Annotated in this window: 16 protein-coding genes and 1 tRNA gene; 12 read left to right on the top strand and 5 right to left on the bottom strand. The window is 59.7% G+C overall.

What is annotated here, in order from left to right; translation table 11 throughout:
* Position 1: 1 nt before the first annotated feature.
* Positions 2 to 238 carry a DUF4224 domain-containing protein gene (locus DBR46_RS20555; RefSeq protein WP_124527654.1) on the top strand — a complete coding sequence of 79 codons (237 nt, stop codon included), beginning with the start codon at positions 2 to 4 and terminating at the stop codon, positions 236 to 238.
* A 3-nt stretch (positions 239 to 241) separates the two neighbouring features.
* On the top strand, positions 242 to 1,306 hold the full coding sequence (locus tag DBR46_RS20550) for a tyrosine-type recombinase/integrase (RefSeq protein WP_124527653.1): 1,065 nt from the start codon (positions 242 to 244) through the stop codon (positions 1,304 to 1,306).
* Between the two features lie 71 nt (positions 1,307 to 1,377).
* Here DBR46_RS20550 and DBR46_RS20545 read toward each other — a convergent pair whose 3' ends face one another.
* The 3 genes from DBR46_RS20545 to DBR46_RS20535 all read right to left on the bottom strand — a co-directional run bounded on the left by DBR46_RS20545 (position 1,378) and on the right by DBR46_RS20535 (position 4,736).
* Positions 1,378 to 1,887: a hypothetical protein gene (locus DBR46_RS20545; RefSeq protein WP_124527652.1), complete on the bottom strand. Its 510-nt coding sequence runs from the start codon at positions 1,885 to 1,887 to the stop codon at positions 1,378 to 1,380.
* A gap of 274 nt (positions 1,888 to 2,161) precedes the next feature.
* Positions 2,162 to 2,235: transfer RNA gene (locus tag DBR46_RS20540), tRNA-Cys, on the bottom strand.
* Between the two features lie 212 nt (positions 2,236 to 2,447).
* Positions 2,448 to 4,736 carry an acylase gene (locus tag DBR46_RS20535; protein WP_124527651.1) on the bottom strand — a complete coding sequence of 763 codons (2,289 nt, stop codon included), beginning with the start codon at positions 4,734 to 4,736 and terminating at the stop codon, positions 2,448 to 2,450.
* A 225-nt stretch (positions 4,737 to 4,961) separates the two neighbouring features.
* Between DBR46_RS20535 and DBR46_RS20530 the strand changes: the two genes are divergently transcribed.
* Positions 4,962 to 5,342 (top strand): fe2+ zn2+ uptake regulation protein, encoded by a 381-nt coding sequence (locus DBR46_RS20530; protein ID WP_124527650.1) that lies wholly within the window; start codon positions 4,962 to 4,964, stop codon positions 5,340 to 5,342.
* Between the two features lies 1 nt (position 5,343).
* Here the strand turns inward: DBR46_RS20530 and DBR46_RS20525 are convergent, their stop codons facing one another.
* A complete protein-coding gene (locus DBR46_RS20525; RefSeq protein ID WP_124527649.1) occupies positions 5,344 to 5,538 on the bottom strand; it encodes a hypothetical protein in 195 nt (64 codons plus the stop codon).
* 141 nt (positions 5,539 to 5,679) lie between these two features.
* On the bottom strand, positions 5,680 to 6,594 hold the full coding sequence (locus tag DBR46_RS20520) for a LysR family transcriptional regulator (RefSeq protein ID WP_124527648.1): 915 nt from the start codon (positions 6,592 to 6,594) through the stop codon (positions 5,680 to 5,682).
* A 118-nt stretch (positions 6,595 to 6,712) separates the two neighbouring features.
* Between DBR46_RS20520 and DBR46_RS20515 the strand changes: the two genes are divergently transcribed.
* From DBR46_RS20515 to glgA, 9 genes are all read left to right on the top strand, one after another.
* Positions 6,713 to 7,708 carry an aldo/keto reductase gene (locus DBR46_RS20515; protein ID WP_124527647.1) on the top strand — a complete coding sequence of 332 codons (996 nt, stop codon included), beginning with the start codon at positions 6,713 to 6,715 and terminating at the stop codon, positions 7,706 to 7,708.
* A gap of 534 nt (positions 7,709 to 8,242) precedes the next feature.
* Entirely contained in the window at positions 8,243 to 9,676 is a 1,434-nt protein-coding gene (locus DBR46_RS20505) for a M91 family zinc metallopeptidase (protein WP_256659346.1), read from the top strand.
* Positions 9,677 to 9,856: 180 nt separating this feature from the next.
* On the top strand, positions 9,857 to 11,851 hold the full coding sequence (locus DBR46_RS20500; RefSeq protein ID WP_124527645.1) for a methyl-accepting chemotaxis protein: 1,995 nt from the start codon (positions 9,857 to 9,859) through the stop codon (positions 11,849 to 11,851).
* Between the two features lie 89 nt (positions 11,852 to 11,940).
* The gene (locus tag DBR46_RS20495; protein WP_124527644.1) at positions 11,941 to 12,399 is read left to right on the top strand and encodes an SRPBCC family protein; all 459 of its coding nucleotides are present in this window, start codon (positions 11,941 to 11,943) and stop codon (positions 12,397 to 12,399) included.
* 97 nt (positions 12,400 to 12,496) lie between these two features.
* Positions 12,497 to 12,943, top strand: a complete 447-nt coding sequence (locus DBR46_RS20490) for a DUF411 domain-containing protein (protein ID WP_124527643.1) — start codon at positions 12,497 to 12,499, stop codon at positions 12,941 to 12,943.
* Positions 12,940 to 13,383: a YqaA family protein gene (locus DBR46_RS20485; RefSeq protein ID WP_124527642.1), complete on the top strand. Its 444-nt coding sequence runs from the start codon at positions 12,940 to 12,942 to the stop codon at positions 13,381 to 13,383. The genes DBR46_RS20490 and DBR46_RS20485 overlap by 4 nt, the downstream gene beginning before the upstream one ends.
* 44 nt (positions 13,384 to 13,427) lie before the next feature.
* On the top strand, positions 13,428 to 14,429 hold the full coding sequence (locus tag DBR46_RS20480; RefSeq protein WP_124527641.1) for an alpha/beta fold hydrolase: 1,002 nt from the start codon (positions 13,428 to 13,430) through the stop codon (positions 14,427 to 14,429).
* Positions 14,430 to 14,455: 26 nt separating this feature from the next.
* The gene (locus tag DBR46_RS20475; protein ID WP_124527640.1) at positions 14,456 to 15,409 is read left to right on the top strand and encodes a D-2-hydroxyacid dehydrogenase family protein; all 954 of its coding nucleotides are present in this window, start codon (positions 14,456 to 14,458) and stop codon (positions 15,407 to 15,409) included.
* A 489-nt stretch (positions 15,410 to 15,898) separates the two neighbouring features.
* A complete protein-coding gene (glgA, locus tag DBR46_RS20465; protein ID WP_124527638.1) occupies positions 15,899 to 17,452 on the top strand; it encodes a glycogen synthase GlgA in 1,554 nt (517 codons plus the stop codon).
* Positions 17,453 to 17,465 lie beyond the last annotated feature (13 nt).

Raw genomic sequence — 17,465 nt, 5'->3', positions numbered from 1 at the left:
GATGGAATTTCAAAGCGAAACCCTAGCCGACGAAGAGCTGGCCACCATCACCGGTTATCAGATCCCGTCCAAGCAAATCCTGTGGCTGACCACCAACCGCTGGGAGTTTGTCCTGACAGGCGCACACCGCCCTATCGTGGGTCGCGTATACGCCCGCCTGAAACTGGCAGGCGTTAAGCCCTCTGCGGTAAATGCGGTCGCCGAAACTTGGTCACTCGACCTGGCGAACGTGAGTTAATCAATGCGCCAGAAATCTACAGCAAACCGGGATTTGCCCCCGCGCATGATCCGCCGCCGCCAGAAACGAAAGAACGGAACAATCTGGATCGGGTACTACTACAACGGCAGGGACGCCGAAGGCAAACGCAAAGAGATCCCCCTGGGCAGTGACCTTGACGACGCAAAAGTTGAATGGGCGCGCCTGGAGCGCAAAGCAGTGCCGTCTCCTGCGCACCTAATAGACCGACTGTTCGAAGAGTACGAAAAGAAAGTGATGCCCAAGCTGACCAAGGGCACTCAGGACGACTATCAGAAAGGTCTCCGACAGCTGAAAAAGGCGTTCAGCGGCGCCCCACTCGACGCTATGACACCACAGATCATTGCTCAATACCGCGACGCGAGGAAGGCCAAGGTGCGTGCCAACCGAGAGATCGCGCTTCTATCAACTATGTTCACGTTCGCCCGGGAATGGGGTCTGACGGACAAGGCAAACCCGTGTTTCGGCCTGCGCCGCAACAAAGAAACCCCGCGTGACTACTACGCCGGTGAGATCGTTTGGAATGCCGTCTATGATCAGGCGCCGCAGGAACTCAAAGACGCCATGGACCTGGCCTATCTAACTGGCCAGCGACCCGCTGACGTACTCAAGGTCGCCACCACCGACCTGAACGCGGGTTTCCTGATGGTCAAACAAGGCAAGACCTCGAAGAAACTCCGCCTACGGCTGGAGGATGAGGGCGTGCAATCCGGGCTCAGTGCCTTTATTGATGATCTCCAAGAGCGACGTGCACTCAAGGGCATCAAAACATCGAGGCTCATCACCAACACGTCCGGCCTGCGGATGAGTCAGCAGATGCTGCGCAATCGATGGGATGAAGCACGCGAGAACGCGGCCATTAAGGCCGGAGCCGATGGGGACTCTGCCCTGGCCGTACTGATTCGCCAGTTCCAGTTCAAGGACATCCGCCCGAAAGCTGCCAGTGAGATCGAGCTGGGACATGCCAGCCGATTACTAGGACACTCCACAGAGGAGATGACCAAGAAGGTTTACCGAAGAGTTGGCGAGATCGTAAAGCCCACGAAGTAATCAAATCAATTCTAAAAAAGCTTGATGGGCTAACTACGTTTGAGGCCAAAAACCGAGAGCTAAATTCGTAGTCATCCCTTCAGGCCACCGCGTGTTTCTAGAATAAAAAACAAATACCCAGACAACGCTCCAATTAGGATCCCCAGGTACACATTTAGCGGAACGTCAACTCCCTTATACAGGGGTTCATCCTTAATCATGGGAGACAAAAGCTTTATGAGTTTATTCTTTTTTTCTTCAATCAGTAATAGGTTCGGATCCAACTCATGCGCATAGCTGTTTCTTAGGCCATTCAAAAGATCTATCGCGCCCCACATCCAGCTAACATCGAGGTCTTTAGGCTCTTCTATGAGCGCCCTTGCCAAGCTCACAACATGAGAAAACTGAAATCGCTTACCTTTAAGATGAGACGGATTAAGAACGCTCGCATTGCAGAAGTCTCTGAGATTTTGTTCGATTAGCAAGTGGCACTTTAGTAGCGCGGACAATTCATCAACACCATCTTTGAAGTGCTCTTCTAAAACCTTATTATTCCTTTTGAATGTTTCAGAAGAAAGCAACCCCAACAACATACTTGACATATCACTCCCCCTCCCACGCAACATGCCAACCGCGAAAATCAGGGTCCGGCATACCAGTATGAATTTATCTCTACGCGCCCGAATATATCATTTTCTAATGCTTGGGCGTCTCTCTGAAAATGAACGATAGCCTCCTCGCGCCTGATGCTGCCCCCCCTAAATTGTGGTCATAAAGGAGGGTGGTTGCGGAAGGCCTCTCGAAAGTTGCGGAATGGCTCATAAATCGCAGGCAATAAAAAACCCCGTAGACCATTGATCTACGGGGCTTTAAGAGTGGAGGCCGAGGTCGGAATCGAACCGGCGTAGGTGGATTTGCAATCCACTGCATAACCATTTTGCTACTCGGCCTCAAACGATCAATGCCCTAGTCACTGGCACTCACCGCATGCAAACTTGAGTGGGCTAATGAAGCCTGCCTCTACTCTAACTCATTGAATACATTGAAGTTTTTAATGCTTCGTTGCGTTCGATGGGCGCCATTATGTACGTATTTGCCAATGCGTGCAACCCCTTGATTTCAAAAATATTTCGCAGCGCTTTCAAGGGGTTGCGCGCCTGCCCTACTCCTTGATCTGGAGCTGCTGGTATTGCGGGTCGGCCTTGATCTGGGCTTCGGTGAACGGCAGCGGGCGGAGTTTTTTCTCGGAGAAGGCCTGGGTCTGGTCCTTGGCGTGCTTGGACGCTGGGTCGCTGGACAGGGAGAACGCCAGCACGCCTTGGGCCTGGGGGCCGTTGTCGTCGAAGGTGACGATTTGCAGGTAGCTGCTGCCGCTGACCACTTCGCGTTTGCCGTCGGCACGTGGGACGGTTTGCATGGCGTTGTAGATGCCCAGTGCCTGCGGGCCGCCATGGATCGGGGTTTGGCCGCTGACCTGGATATCGCCCCAACGGCTGTTGGCGGTCAGGCCCAACTTGTTTACATCCGCCACGGAAGCAAGCATCGCCTCGCGCAGGGCCTTGGCGACAGTTTCGCGGTCGATGGCCAGGCCGCGTGGCGTGGTCAATGGTTGCGTCGGATCGAAGGCCACGCGCCAGGCGTCGGGCATTTGCTGCAGGTGCTCCATCAGGTTGATGAAGTGCACCAGGCCCAGGCCGCTGTCGAGGTTGGCGCGTTGGTCCCAGGTTTTCAGGCTGGTGCACAGCGGTTGCAGCGCAGCCGCGTCGGCGCCCAGGTGTTTGGCGCAGAACGCCAGCAGGTCTGGCATGACCAGCCCTGCCAGGTAGACCTCGTTGTCCATCACCATATGTTGCAGGTCGGTGACGCTGATCGGCTTGCTCTCCAGGGATTGCAGGCGTTGCACGGCGAAGCGTGCACGTGGGCCCAGGTCGATGTGGTCCTGGCTGATGACCGGCGAGAACCCGGTCAGCGGCGCCTTGGGGTTGGCCAGCCACGCCGAGTCGTTGGAATGCTGCACATAGTCGCTGCGTTCCAGTTGCGGCAGCTGGTCGGCGGCGAAGATGCCGGCCTGGGCTGCGCGCGGGTCGATGTCCCAGGCGCAGGCGCTGTGGGCGCCGTCGAGCACGATCAGTTGCAGGCCGGCGCGCGGGTCGCTGCATTGCGCGAGCTTGGCCTGGCTGACGTTCGGCACCACCGACAGGTTCATGTACAGGCTCTGGCCCTGGTCGTCGGCGGCCAAGGTGTTAACCCACGGGATGCCTTGCAGGGTATGCACCGAGGTTTGCAGCTCCTTGAGGCTGGCGGCGCGGTTCATTGCGTACCACTGCTGCAACACGCGGTCGTTGCCGAGGTTGGCGTCGCGCAGGCTGAAGGCGTAGTGGTTGTCCCAGTCCAGCTTGCCGGGCCATTGCACCACTGGGCCGAATTGGGAGCTGTAAAGCGTCTGGGACAAGGCCTTGAGGCTGCCGTCGGGTTGTTTGGCCTGGACGGTTACCGTGGTTTTATCCAGCGGGAGGGATTTGCCGTCCAGCAGGTAACGCGTGGAATCCTTGGGGTCCAGAGTCAGGCGGTACAGGGTGAAATGCTTGGAGGTATCGACGGTATGGGTCCAGGCCACATGCTGGTTGAAGCCAATGTTGATCACCGGCAAGCCCGGCAATGCGGCGCCCATCACGTCCAACTGGCCGGGAATGGTCAGGTGCATCTCATAAAAGCGCATGCCACCGACCCACGGGAAATGCGGGTTGGCCAATAACATGCCACGGCCATTGAACGAGCGGTCACGGCCTACTGCCACTGCGTTGCTGCCACGGTCCAGAGCAAAACGCTGCTGATTGGCCTCTGCCACTTCGAAGCGTTGGGCGCTGGCCTGTACGCCGGTGGTAACACCAGGCGGCGTTGCCCCCGCCAGCGCTTCGGCGAATTGGCCCACGCCCCCCTCCACCAGCAAGCGGCGGGTCAGCTTGACCACGTCCTCAGCCGTGATCGCGCGCATCCACGCGGCCTGGCACTGTGCCGGCGCGCCGTGTTCTTTCAAATAACGGTTGTACCCCGCCACGTAGCCTTCGACCCGCTGCTGGATCTGCGGCGTTTGCGCGTTCCAGAAGGTGGCGACCGCCTGCGGCGTATTCAGCCAGGTGAAAAACACGTCACTGGCCAGGTTGTTGCGCTCTTCCAGCGTCGCCTGCTCCGGGCCAAAGAAGCGTGAACGTTCGCCACTCACCGTCACCACTTCATTGGCCAGCAGGCACATATTGTCCTGGGCATACGCATAGCCGATGCCGTAGCCCAAACCACGCTCATCATTGGCGCGGATATGGGGCACGCCAAAGCCGGTGCGCTGGATCTGCGCCGACGCCTGCGTCACCTGCTCCCGTGCCGATGCGCCCAGGCTCAAGCCCAGCAACACACCCGCCACACACACCCTGGACAACCCGTTGGAAATAATCACACCCACTCCACAGTCAAATTGAACACCCTCGCAAGGGGCAGCTACCCCACCGTAAGGACGCAATTGACCGGGAACAATTTAGGCACACGCAGGCTTTGTCGCTGTGACAAATCCGATACTGACGAAATTTACACATCTAAAACTTCATGATTTCGGCTGCTCGTTCGTCTTATTAACTAAGAGCGCTCATTTTCCTGATCAGGCTCTGATAAGGAGTTTTATTGCATGTACAACTCGCAACTGCCCACGGATGGACATTCACCCGCCGCCGAGGCCTCGTTTGGCAACGCCGGCCACGCCTTCGGCAAGGCGCCGGAACAGCAAGGCAACCAACGGATTCGCCATTTGCTCAAGTATTTTGGCCTGCGCACCAGCCTGATCCGGCTGAAGGTCATCGACGCCCTGCTCACGGCCGCCGACAACCAGCGCACCCTCGGGGTACGCGGCGTGCACAGCCACTTGCTGGAGCTGGGCATTCCGTTGTCGTTTCTCAGCGTGCGTGAGGTGCTCAAGCGCCTGTGCAGCGAGGGCGTGATCACCCTCAATGCCGATAAAAGCTACAGCCTCCATGCAGAGGCTGCCAAAGTGCTCGAAGGCCGCGCCTGACTCAGAAGTTAGGCTTGACCTTGCGACGCATGATGCCGTTGATCACCACCACGATCACGGCGACGGAAATCGCGATGTACTGGAAGGTTTTCTCGCTGATGGCCCCGATGTTCTGCAGGTAGGACAGGCCAAACATCGTCGCCAGTACCGTCAGGGCGATCAGAATTGAATATTTCAAACGTTGCTTTTGGGTCATGACAGTTCCTGAATCTTGAGAATGTAGCCACTGTGTATCGCCGACACACGCCAAGCCCATCGCCCTTGCCAGGGATGAGCCAGGGTCGGCAAGGTCCCATATTACAGGCGATGACGCACTTTGGCTTGCCTGACGCTGACGTTATCGGCGCAATCCCAGGCCTGGGGATGCGCACAACTCCACCAGCCAATCCACAAACACCCGCACCCGCTGGGACAACTGGCGGTGCGGCGGGTACAACGCCGTCAGCGCCATTTCCGGCACCGGCAGTTTGGCCAACACCGGCACCAACGTGCCCTCGGCCAATTGACGCATGGCGTGGTAATGCGGTGCCTGGATCAGGCCGTACCCGGCCGCGCACGCCGCGAAGTACCCATCGGCGCTGTTGACTGCGATACGCTTGGGCAGGTTGATCGCGCGCAGTTCGCTGCCCAGCTGGAACTCCAGGCCAAAACGTTTGCCGCTGGTGCTGGAAACGTACTCGACCATCTGGTGATGGGCCACCAGTTCGTCAAGGGAGGTGGGCACCCCCATGCGTTCGAGGTAAGCGGGGCTGGCCAGGGTCACCTGTTCCATCATCGCCAAAGGCCGCGCCACCAGTGATTCATCCAGCGCCAAACCACCGCGCAGCACGCAATCCACACCTTCACGGATGAGGTCCACCGGGCGGTCATTGAGACCGATCTCCAATTCGATCTGCGGGTAACGCGCGGTAAATTGGGGCAGCGCCGGGATCACGATAAAACGCCCGATGCCTGAGGGCATGTCCACGCTCAAGGTGCCTCGTGGGTGCTGGCGGCTGGCGGAAAATACCGCCTCGGTTTCCTCAAGGTCGGACAGTAAACGCACACAGCGCTGGTAGTACGCCGCACCGTCCAATGTCGGGCTGACCTGTCGCGTGGTGCGCTGTAACAGCTGCACACCCAGGTGCGCTTCCAACTGCTTGATCAGCACCGTCACCGACGCGCGCGGCAGTTGCAGGCTGTCGGCGGCCTTGGCGAAGCCACCCAATTCGACGATCCGGGTAAACACGCGCATCGCATTAAAACGGTCCAAAGGCACCCTTCCCCGTCGATTATTTGGAATTTACGAATAGTGATAGCGGTTTTAGCCGGTTTATCCAGGTTTTGTCGAGGATAACAATAGCGTCCTATCCCACCCAGGAGCGACACCCATGCACACCCGTCAACTCGGCAAAAACGGCCCCCATGTCAGCGCCATCGGCCTCGGCTGCATGGGCATGACCGATTTCTATACCACCGGCACCAACACCCAGGAGGCCATCGCGACCCTGCACCGCGCCTTGGAACTGGGGGTCAACTTCCTCGACACCGCCGACATCTACGGCCCGCACACCAACGAAAGCCTGATCGGCCAAGCCATCGCCGGCAAGCGTGACCAGGTGTTCCTGGCCAGCAAGTTCGGCATTGTGCGCGACCCGGCCAACCCTGCGCTGCGCGGCGTCAACGGGCGCCCCGAGTACATCCGCGCGGCCATCGACGGCACCTTGCGCCGCCTCGGCGTGGACACCCTCGACCTCTACTACCAACACCGCATCGACCCCGACGTGGCCATCGAAGAAACCGTCGGCGCCATGGCCGAACTGGTCACCCAGGGTAAGGTGCGCTACCTGGGCTTGAGTGAAGCCTCCGCTACCACCCTGGAACGGGCGCACAAGGTCCATCCCATCAGCGCCCTGCAAAGTGAATATTCGCTCTGGAGCCGCGACCAGGAAGACAACGGCTGCCTCGCGGCGTGCCAGCGCCTGGGTGTCGCCTTCGTGCCGTACAGCCCACTGGGCCGGGGCTTCCTCACCGGCGCGTTGAACAGCCCGGAGGATTTCGCGGCTGATGATTACCGCCGTTTCAGCCCGCGCTTCCAGGGCGAAAACTTTGCGAAAAACTTGCTGTTGGTGAACCAGGTGCAGGCGCTGGCGGCGGACAAAGGCGTATCAGCCGGGCAACTGGCGCTGGCGTGGGTGTTGGCCCAGGGCGATTTCATCATCCCGATCCCGGGGACCAAGCAGCGTAAATACCTGGAAGAAAACGTGAAGGCCCTGTCGATCACCCTCGCGCCTGACGAATTGGCCGCGCTGGAAGCGATCTTCCCGGCACAGGCAACCGCCGGCCTGCGTTATCCCGAAGCGGTCATGGCGATGCTGGACATATAAAGATGAGGCGCCGGCATACGGCGCCTCGATTTTCTTGCACGAACGTACCTAAAAATCCTGATACCCAAGCCGATCGCCCTACAAGTCTTCGGCGGCGACATCTGGCCGCTGCCCAACCAACGCACCCCGGGGCGCAACAAGCACAGCACGTTCTGGCACCGCGATATGCCGTTGATCACCACCACGAACAAGCCGACAGAAATCGCGATGTATTGAAAGGTTATCTCGCTAAAGGCCTCGATGTTCTGCAGGTAGGACAGGCCAAGTGCAGCAGGCCCCGTCGAAACATTTAGCGTTAAGCATCTTGCGGTATCCGGGAACGTTATGCGCGTTACGCCCACAGAATCTGCGAGCCTGACGCGCAAAACTCAATAGCGCTGCCAGACCTTTTCCTAAGTTCAACAACAAGGTTTAATGATGATACTCGCAGCCCTTGGATATTTAGCGGCATCACAACAACGACACACCTCCGCTTCTGAGAACCCTCCTCCGCCCTCACCCTACGACACACCAAAAGACCTGAAGCCTGGGGTCATGAATTATAAATACCATGTGCTGCACACCAAAGGCGATATCCAGATTAGCCATGAAGTCTCCTGGAAACCTGGCCGAGAGCCGTCGATTTTGAACAACCGAATCGTGGTGAAAACCGGTAATGACGATGACGTCATTCATGTCAGTAAAGGGCCTGGGAAGCAGATTCAGATCACCGTAAACGGCAATGTATTCAAGATTGATACCGAGACAAAAAAAGGCCCGCAACTGGGGCTGTGGATCGACGCGAAGGGTGGTAACGACAAAATAACGATCGACCAGGACGTGATGCTTCGTGTCGATGTGGACGGTGGTGACGGCGACGATGATATTCAAGCGGGAGGCGGACGATCCCGCCTGTGCGGTGGAGCTGGTAACGATACGCTACGCCTGGGCAGCGGCTTGGGGTATGCAGAAGGCAACGACGGTGATGACACCCTCATCGGCGGCAGCGGCAACGGCGTCATGTATGGCAACAATGGCAACGACCGTCTTTATGCAGGCACGGGTGGCAAACATAAGCAAAGTTACCTGGATGGGGGCAATGGCAACGATCAACTCTACGCAGGCAAAGGGCATAGTGTCCTGCACGGTGGCAACGGTGATGATGATCTGGTCGGGCATGACCGCACGACATTTTATACCGGTAAAGGCCAGGACCGGATACGAAAAAATCAGGCTCATGACCGCATTTACGCCAAGATCAACGATCAATTTAACCGTAACGTGGGTTCGTCATTTACCCCCGTTTCAACCAGCAACGCGGGCGAGCGGGGGTTTACGGTAGCCGGTGATGAAGACTTCAAGCAACGCGTGGCCGATGATTTTGAGTTCATGCGCAGTTCGCCTAATGGTCAGAAGGTCCTCGCTGAGATGGATGCGCTCGCTGACACCCATGACAGCAAGGTCACCATTAAGCCCATCGGGTTTGGCAGCTGCGAGTACGTGTTTGGTAGTAAGGCCTTGGATGCTCTGAGAGCCGGGGGTGAAGGAAAGATTGATGAGTCGAGCTTTGGCCGAATCACCAATGGCGTAGCCGGTTCTCGCGCTGACCGCGCCCGCATTCACTACGATGCGCTGTCAATCATCGAGGAAAAAAACGGAAATACGATCGTCCCCGTGACAGGGCTCTACCATGAAATAATCCACGCCTGGAATGGCGCAAAGGGCACCTTCCTGAGCGGGAGCAGCAAAGCCGACGATCCGTCCACCAAGGCCGACTCAAGCAGCAAAGACTCGACGCACAATGAAGAGTTCCAGGCTATCGGCATACCCAACACCGCAACACCTTTTGACCTCGATGATGACCCCTCTACCCCGCCCACGACGGTCAACCCGAAGCACTTCACAGAAAACGCGCTGAATGAAGAAATGGGCAAGCCGCTACGCAAATTCCACCTGCTTACCCCTAGTCGGCAGGGTTACGGCCTGTAACGCCAAAAGTCAGCGCTGCTACCCTCACACGGCGGCACCATCACAAGAATGAGGCGCCGGCAAACGGCGCCTCGATTTTCTTGCACGATCGTACCTAAAGCTCCTGATACACAAGCCGATAACCCTACGAAGCTCTAACAAAGCCGCGTGAATAATAAACGCTTCGTAAGGACGACCCCCATGCCTGCACTGCGCTCCATCCAAGCCCGCTATACCCTGTTTCTGGTGCTGTTCGTCCTGGTGTTATTTGTCTTGACCGTCGTCGGCATCGGCCAGTTGGTCGCGCCCAAGTTGCAGCACACCGAAGAACAGGTGGTGCTCAACCGCGTCAGCGAAGTGGCCGAACAGATCCAGGGCGAACTGAACAAGGTTCAGGCCCAGCAACGCACCATCACCCAAACCATTCCCCTGCTCGACAGCGATGCCATCGACAAGGTCTTGCCGGGCCTGGTGGATCAGTATGGCGAGCTGAAAGTCTTTGGCGGCGGCATCTGGCCGCTGCCCAACCAACGCACCCCGGGGCGCAACAAGCACAGCACGTTCTGGCACCGCGATGCCTCGGGCAAGCTGACGGTCAACACGTTCTGGAACAGCGACCCCGCGCCGAACTACTACGACCAGAGCTGGTACAAAGGCGGCCTCGCTTCGCCGCGCGGCCAATGCGCCTGGGCTGCCGCTTATAAAGACGACGCCAGCCAGGAGCCGCGCACCAACTGCGCCATGGCCATCCAGCGTGACGGCGCCGCGTATGGCGTGGCGACCATCGACGTGACCCTGGGTTTCTTCAATGACCTGGTGGCCAGCAAGGAAAAAGACATCGGCGGGCAAATGCTCATCGTCGAAGGCGACGGCAAGATCATCAGCAACAGCTCACGCATCAGCGGCCCGGTGGTGTTGAAGAACATCAGCGAACTGACCGGCACCTCGGCGTTTGCCGCCCAGGTCAGCAAAGCCCTGGCCCAGCGCAACCAGGGGTTGCAGCGCAGCGAGTTCGACAACGGCGGCGTCGCCAGCACCTTCTATATGCGCCCGATCGAAGGCACGCCGTGGTTCCTCGCCACCGCCCTGCCCACGTCGCTGATCACCGCCCAGCGCAATGACGTGCTGGGCAGCCTGGCCCTGCTGCAAATTCCCATGGTGTTGTTGCTGGTGCTGTTGCAGGTCTACGCGATCCGCCAACTGGTACAGCGCATGAAGTCGCTCAAGAGCAACATCGACGCGCTGTCCGCCGGCGATGCCGACCTGACGCGCCGCATCACCATCCGCGCCGAGGACGAACTGGGGGCCATCGGCCATTCGGTGAACCGTTTTATCGTTTACCTGCAAAACATGATCGGTGAAGTAACCCAGGCCACCGCCGCCATGTCGTCAGGGCTTGCGCAGTTGCAGCAGACCTCGGCACAGACCAACCAGATCCTGGTACGCCACGCCTCGGAGACCGACCAGACCGTCACCGCCATCACCGAAATGAGCTCCACCGCCGACACCGTCGCGCAGAACGCCGCCGAAACCGCGGCGTTTACCCAACGTGCCAACGAGCACGCCGACCGTTCCCGCGTGGTGGTGGGCGAAGCGTCCAACAGCGTCAGCGCCTTGATCGGCGAAGTGTCCAGCGCCACCCACAGCGTGGAAAACATGCGCCAGGACGCCGCGCGTATCACCGAAACCCTCGGCGTAATCGGCGCAATCGCCGGCCAGACCAACCTGCTGGCGCTCAACGCCGCCATCGAAGCAGCGCGGGCTGGCGAACAAGGCCGTGGCTTTGCGGTGGTCGCGGATGAAGTGCGCGCACTGGCTGCACGCACCCAGGCCAGCACCTCGCAGATCAACGAGATGCTCGCGCGCTTGACCAGCGGGGTGAGCACGTCGGTAGCGGCCATGGAAAACACCCAGGCCAGCTGCCAGTCGGCGGCCGATGCGACGGCCCGGGTCAACACCGGCCTGGATGAGATGGCCGGTTCGGTCAGCCATATCAACAACCTCAGCACGCAGATCGCCACCGCCGCCGAGCAACAAAGCGCGGTCACCGAGGAGATCAACCGCAGCATGGTACACATCCGCCATATGGTCGAAGAATTGGTGCAAAGCGGGCACGCCACCGAAACCAATACCCAAAGCCTGCTGGACGCCAATGGCCGGGTAATTGCCCTGATGAGTCGCTTCAAAGTCCGTTGATCAATTGCTCGCTTACTCCCGTGCAAAGCACGGGAGTCGGACTATTCTGACAGTTCCCAGTGCTAAGAACGCCACACAGGAGGTGTGCAATGCGCGCTGTCGAGCAGTCGGTCCGCTTGGAGCGGATCAGTCAAGAACGCTTTATCCAGGCCCCTATCGAAGCCATCTACGACTACGTCACCCAGCCAGATCGCTGGCACGAATGGCACCCCACCTCCCTCAGTGCCGACACCGGCACCCTCGGTTCCCTCCCCGTCGGTGCACGCTTCACCGAGTACATCGACCTGCTGGGCGTGCGCGTGCCCATGAGCTACCGCGTGCAGATCGCCCGGCGCCCCAGCGAATTCAAGACCGTGTTCACCTCCCTGGCCGTTGACGGCTCGATTCACTACTTCTTGCAGCCCCACCGCGACGGCACCCTGTTCAAGCGCGTGCTGGTCTATGAAACCGAATTGCAACTGGCCACCTTGCATGACCGCATGATCGAACTGTCGACGATTGCCCTGGACCAGCTCAAACATCGGCTGGAAAACCCACCCTTTGTATAATTTAGAAACATTACCGCCACAGCTCCCCCCTGTGGGAGCTGGCTTGCCTGCGATGACGTCGTCATGATCGCCCCGACCATCACCGTGTGAGCCCATCATGAAAACCCCATTGCGCTTGGCCCTGCTGTCCGCCCTGTTCACCACCACCCTGGCCCAGGCGGCCGACCTGATCCCCATCGACGTGCACCGCGACGCCAATTGCGGTTGCTGCAAAAAGTGGATCAGCCACTTGGAAAGCAACGGTTTCAAGGTCAATGACCATGTCGAAGCCGACATGAGCGCCGTCAAGCAACGCCTCGGCGTCGCCCCGCGGCTGGGTTCGTGCCATACCGCGGTGATCGACGGCAAGTTTGTCGAAGGCCACGTGCCCGCCGAGCAGGTGCTGGCCTTGCGCAAGCGCAGCGACCTGCTGGGCATGGCCGCGCCGGGCATGCCGATGGGTTCGCCGGGCATGGAAGTGGACGGCCGCAGCGAGGCCTATCAAGTCATCGGCCTGACCCGCGAAGGTAAAGATGTGGTGGTGGCTGACTACCCGGCGCAATGATCGCGGGCTACCTCGGGCTGTTCCTCGCGGCGTTTGGCGCCGCCACCTTGTTGCCGTTGCAATCGGAAGCCGTGCTGGTGGGCCTGCTGCTCAGCGGGCATTACAGCCTGTGGCTGCTGCTGGGCCTCGCAACCCTGGGCAATGTCCTCGGTTCGCTGGTCAACTGGTGGCTGGGGCGCTGGGTCGAGCATTTCAAGGGACGGCGCTGGTTTCCGGTCAACGACCAGCAATTGGACAAGGCGCGCCGGCATTACCAGCGTTGGGGGCATTGGACGTTGCTGCTCAGTTGGGTGCCGATCATTGGTGATCCACTGACGCTGGTGGCCGGGGTGATGCGTGAGCCGTTGTGGCGCTTTTTGTTGCTGGTGACCGTGGCCAAAAGCCTGCGTTATGCGGTGCTCGCCGCCGTGACCTTGCAGTGGGTGTTAATCCCCACTTAATCGCCTCCAAAGAGCATCCGGGCATCCTTTCCGGAGCCTTGCCAATGCCTTCTCTACGCGTTTTTTGCATCGCCACCTTGCTGACGGCGGGCACCGCCCCGGTGTTCGCCGCGACCTACGGCCCCGAGCTGCAAGGTTTTCAATACCCTTACCCGGTGGAGCATTTCGCCTTCCAGTCCCAAGGCAAGCACCTGCAAATGGGCTACATGGACGTGCCCGCAAAGGGCCGCGCGAATGGTCGCAGCGTGGTGCTGATGCATGGCAAGAACTTCTGCGGCGCCACCTGGGAAGGCTCGATCAAAGCCCTCAGCGAGGCCGGTTACCGCGTGATTGTCCCAGACCAGATCGGCTTCTGCAGCTCCAGCAAGCCTGAGCATTACCAGTACAGCTTCCAGCAGCTGGCAACCAACACCCACCAGCTGCTGGAAAAACTCGGCGTCCGGAAGGCCACGCTCCTTGGCCACTCCACCGGCGGCATGCTCGCCACCCGTTACGCCCTGATGTACCCGGCACAAACCGAACAACTCGCGCTGGTCAACCCCATCGGCCTGGAAGACTGGAAAGCGTTGGGCGTGCCCTCCCTCACCGTCGACCAATGGTATGCGCGTGAACTGAAGGTCAATGCCGACGGGATTCGCAAATACCAGCTCAATACCTACTACGTCGGGCGTTGGAAGCCAGAGTACGAGCGCTGGGTGGACATGTACGCGGGCCTCAGCAACGGCCCGGGCCATAAGTTGGTCGCCTGGAACTCGGCGTTGATTTACGACATGATCTTCACCCAGCCGGTGTATTACGAGTTCAAGCACCTGCCAATGCCGACGCTGCTGTTGATTGGCACGTCCGATAACACCGCCATCGGCAAGGACCTCGCGACACCCGCCGTGAAGGCAAAGCTGGGCGATTACCAGGTGCTGGGCAAGCAAGTGGCCAAGCTGATTCCCCACGCCACCCTGGTGGAATTCCCGGGGCTGGGGCATGCGCCGCAGATGGAAGAACCGGCCAAGTTCCACCAGGCGCTGTTGCAGGGCCTGAACGCCCTTTAATCCAACCCTTTTTGAGGTTCGCGTGAATGTCGGTACAGATTGCAGTCATCGATGATTGGCAGCGTGTGGCGCGAGGCGTGGTGGACTGGTCAGCCCTGGAGGCTGTTGGGCAGTTGCACTTCCTGCACAATTACCCGGCAGATACCGCGACGATGATCGAGCGTTTGCGCGAGTTCGACGTGATCTGCGTGATGCGCGAACGCTCCACCTTTGACCAGGCCCTGTTGCAAGGCTTGCCCCGGCTCAAGCTGCTGGTAACCGGCGGCATGCGCAACGCCGCCATCGACATTCCCGCCGCCAAGGCACTGGGCATCCAGGTGTGCGGCACCGACAGCTATAAACATGCGGCGCCGGAATTGACCTGGGCGTTGATCATGGGCAGCACCCGCAACCTGCTGGCCGAAGCCAACTCGCTGCGTGCAGGCGGCTGGCAAGTCGGCCTGGGCGGCGACCTGCATGGCAAGACCCTGGGCATCCTCGGGTTGGGCAGCATCGGCCAGAAAGTCGCGCAATTTGCCCAGGTGTTCGGCATGCGCGTGATTGCCTGGAGCGAAAACCTCACCCCCGAGCGCGCTGCGCAAGCCGGTGTTACCTGGGTCAGCAAACAACAGCTGTTCGAACAGGCGGACATTCTCACGGTGCACCTGGTCCTCAGCGACCGCAGCCGTGGCCTGGTGGACGCCGAGGCGCTGGGCTGGATGAAACCGGGCGCGCGCCTGGTGAACACCGCGCGCGGGCCGATCGTGGATGAACAGGCGCTGATCCAGGCCCTGGAAAGTGGCCGGCTGGCCGGCGCCGCACTGGATGTGTTTGCCGACGAACCGCTGCCGCTGGATCACCCGTTCCGCCGCTTGCCCAACGTGCTGGCTACGCCCCATGTGGGGTATGTAAGCGAACAGAATTACCAGCAGTTCTATGGGCAGATGATCGGAGACATCCAGGCCTGGGCCAGCGGCGCGCCCATTCGCGTGCTTGGCTGACGCACCACTTTGAGGCATATGCACCTATGTGGCGAGGGAGCTTGCTCCCGCTGGGGCGCGAAGCGGCCCCAAAAATCTTGGGAGCGCTACGCACTCCAGCGGGACGGTGCGACGATTCGACAAGCTCCCTCGCCACAAAAAACGGCTTTTTCAAAGCAGCATATGGTTACAAGATTTTTGTCCTACAAAATTCTCTCACAAACCCTACGGGCTCTAGGATCTGTCCTAGACTGATGACCGATGGGTCCGTTCGAAAACAAAAACCCCGCAAAAAATCGAAACTTTACAACTCTGCCGTAGGTCCAGTTTTAAGGTAAGGCGAGCACGTGGGCTTCATGACCAGTGCCGTCCATCCACTCTTTTTTCGCAATCCGTGCAACTGGCATACGCCTTGCCAGTTTGTACAGTGCTTGTGCGCCTGACCGCAGGAAGCGGTCATCGGAGCTGATGGCAGCGGGCCGTTAGCCAACCAACATGTGGGAGAGAACTATGATCAGTGCCGCTGTAGATGTTCAGGGAGAGCGAGTCAGTCAGCCGGTAGAGGGATCTTCATTGATCGATCTGCCAGCCACTTCGCGGCCGGTCGTGAGTCAGAACCCCAATCGCAAGAAAGTCCTGTTCGTCACCTCCGAATTCGCCGACCTGGTGAAAACCGGTGGCCTGGGCGACGTCTCCGCCGCCCTGCCCCGCGCCATGGCCCATCTGCATGATGTACGCGTGTTGATCCCCGGTTACCCGCAGGTGATGGAAAGCGACAACCCGATCCATATCATCGGCGAACTGGGCGGCCACGCTGCGCTGCCGCCGTGCAAGATCGGGCGCATGGACCTCAAGGATGGCCTGGTCATCTATGTGCTGATCTGCCCCGAGCTGTACGAGCGCGAAGGCACGCCTTACGGCGCCAACAATGGCCGCGACTGGCCGGACAACCATATCCGCTTCGCCCGCCTCGGTCTGGCCGCCGCCGACATGGCCGCCAACCTCGCGCAGATCCACTGGTGCCCGGACCTGGTGCACGCTCACGACTGGCCCGCAGGCCTGGCCCCGGCATATATGCACTGGCGTGGGTCACGCACCCCGACCCTGTTCACCATTCATAACCTGGCCTATCAAGGCGTGGTCAGCCTCGCTTCGACGCCGGAGCTGGGCATTCCGCCCCACGCCTTGCAACAGGAAGGCATGGAGTTCTACGGCAAGATGTCGTTCCTCAAGGCCGGCATGGCGTATTCCAGCCATATCACCACGGTGAGCGCGACCTACGCCCAGGAAATCACCACCCCCGAATTCGGCTGCGGCCTCGATGGCTTCCTCGCCAGCAAGACCCAGCAAGGCCTGCTCAGTGGCATCCCCAACGGCATCGATGAAAGCTGGGAAACCTCCACCGACAGCCACCTGACCCACAACTTCAATATCGGCGACTGGGACGGCAAGGCGATCAACGCGGCTCATGTGCGCAACCTGTTCGGCCTGGACGAATCCAGCGGCCCGCTGTTCGCCGTGGTCTCGCGCCTGGTCTATCAGAAAGGCCTGGATCTCACCGAAGCCGTGGCCAGCTTTATCGTCGAACAGGGCGGCCAGATCGCGATTATCGGCCGTGGCGAACCTGAAGAAGAGCAAGCCATGCGTGAACTGGCCCTGCGCTTTCCCGGCCAGATCGGTGTGCGCATCGGCTTTAACGAAACCGACGCCCGGCGCATGTTTGCCGGCAGCGATTTCCTGCTGATGCCGTCACGCTACGAGCCGTGCGGCCTGAGCCAGATGTACGCCCAGCGCTTCGGTTCGCTGCCGGTGGCACGCAATACCGGCGGGCTGGCGGACACCATCGAGGATGGCGTCACCGGCTTCCTGTTCAATGAGTCCACCGTGGACAGCTACCAGGAAGCGCTGAGCCGCGCGTTCAAGGTCTTCGCCTTTCCGCGCCTGCTCAACGCCATGCGTTGCCGCGCCATGACCCAACCCTTCAACTGGTGCCAGGCGGTGGAACCCTACGCCGACCTGTACGAACAACTGGTGGCCAAGGCCCTGGGGAAATCCGCTAAATAAATACGGGAGGTCT

Origin of the sequence: Pseudomonas sp. KBW05 (genome assembly GCF_003852405.1) — a bacterium.
Lineage (GTDB): Bacteria > Pseudomonadota > Gammaproteobacteria > Pseudomonadales > Pseudomonadaceae > Aquipseudomonas.
The sequence above is the reverse complement of the archived record's forward strand: the minus strand, read 5'-3'. Positions and strand labels throughout refer to the sequence as shown.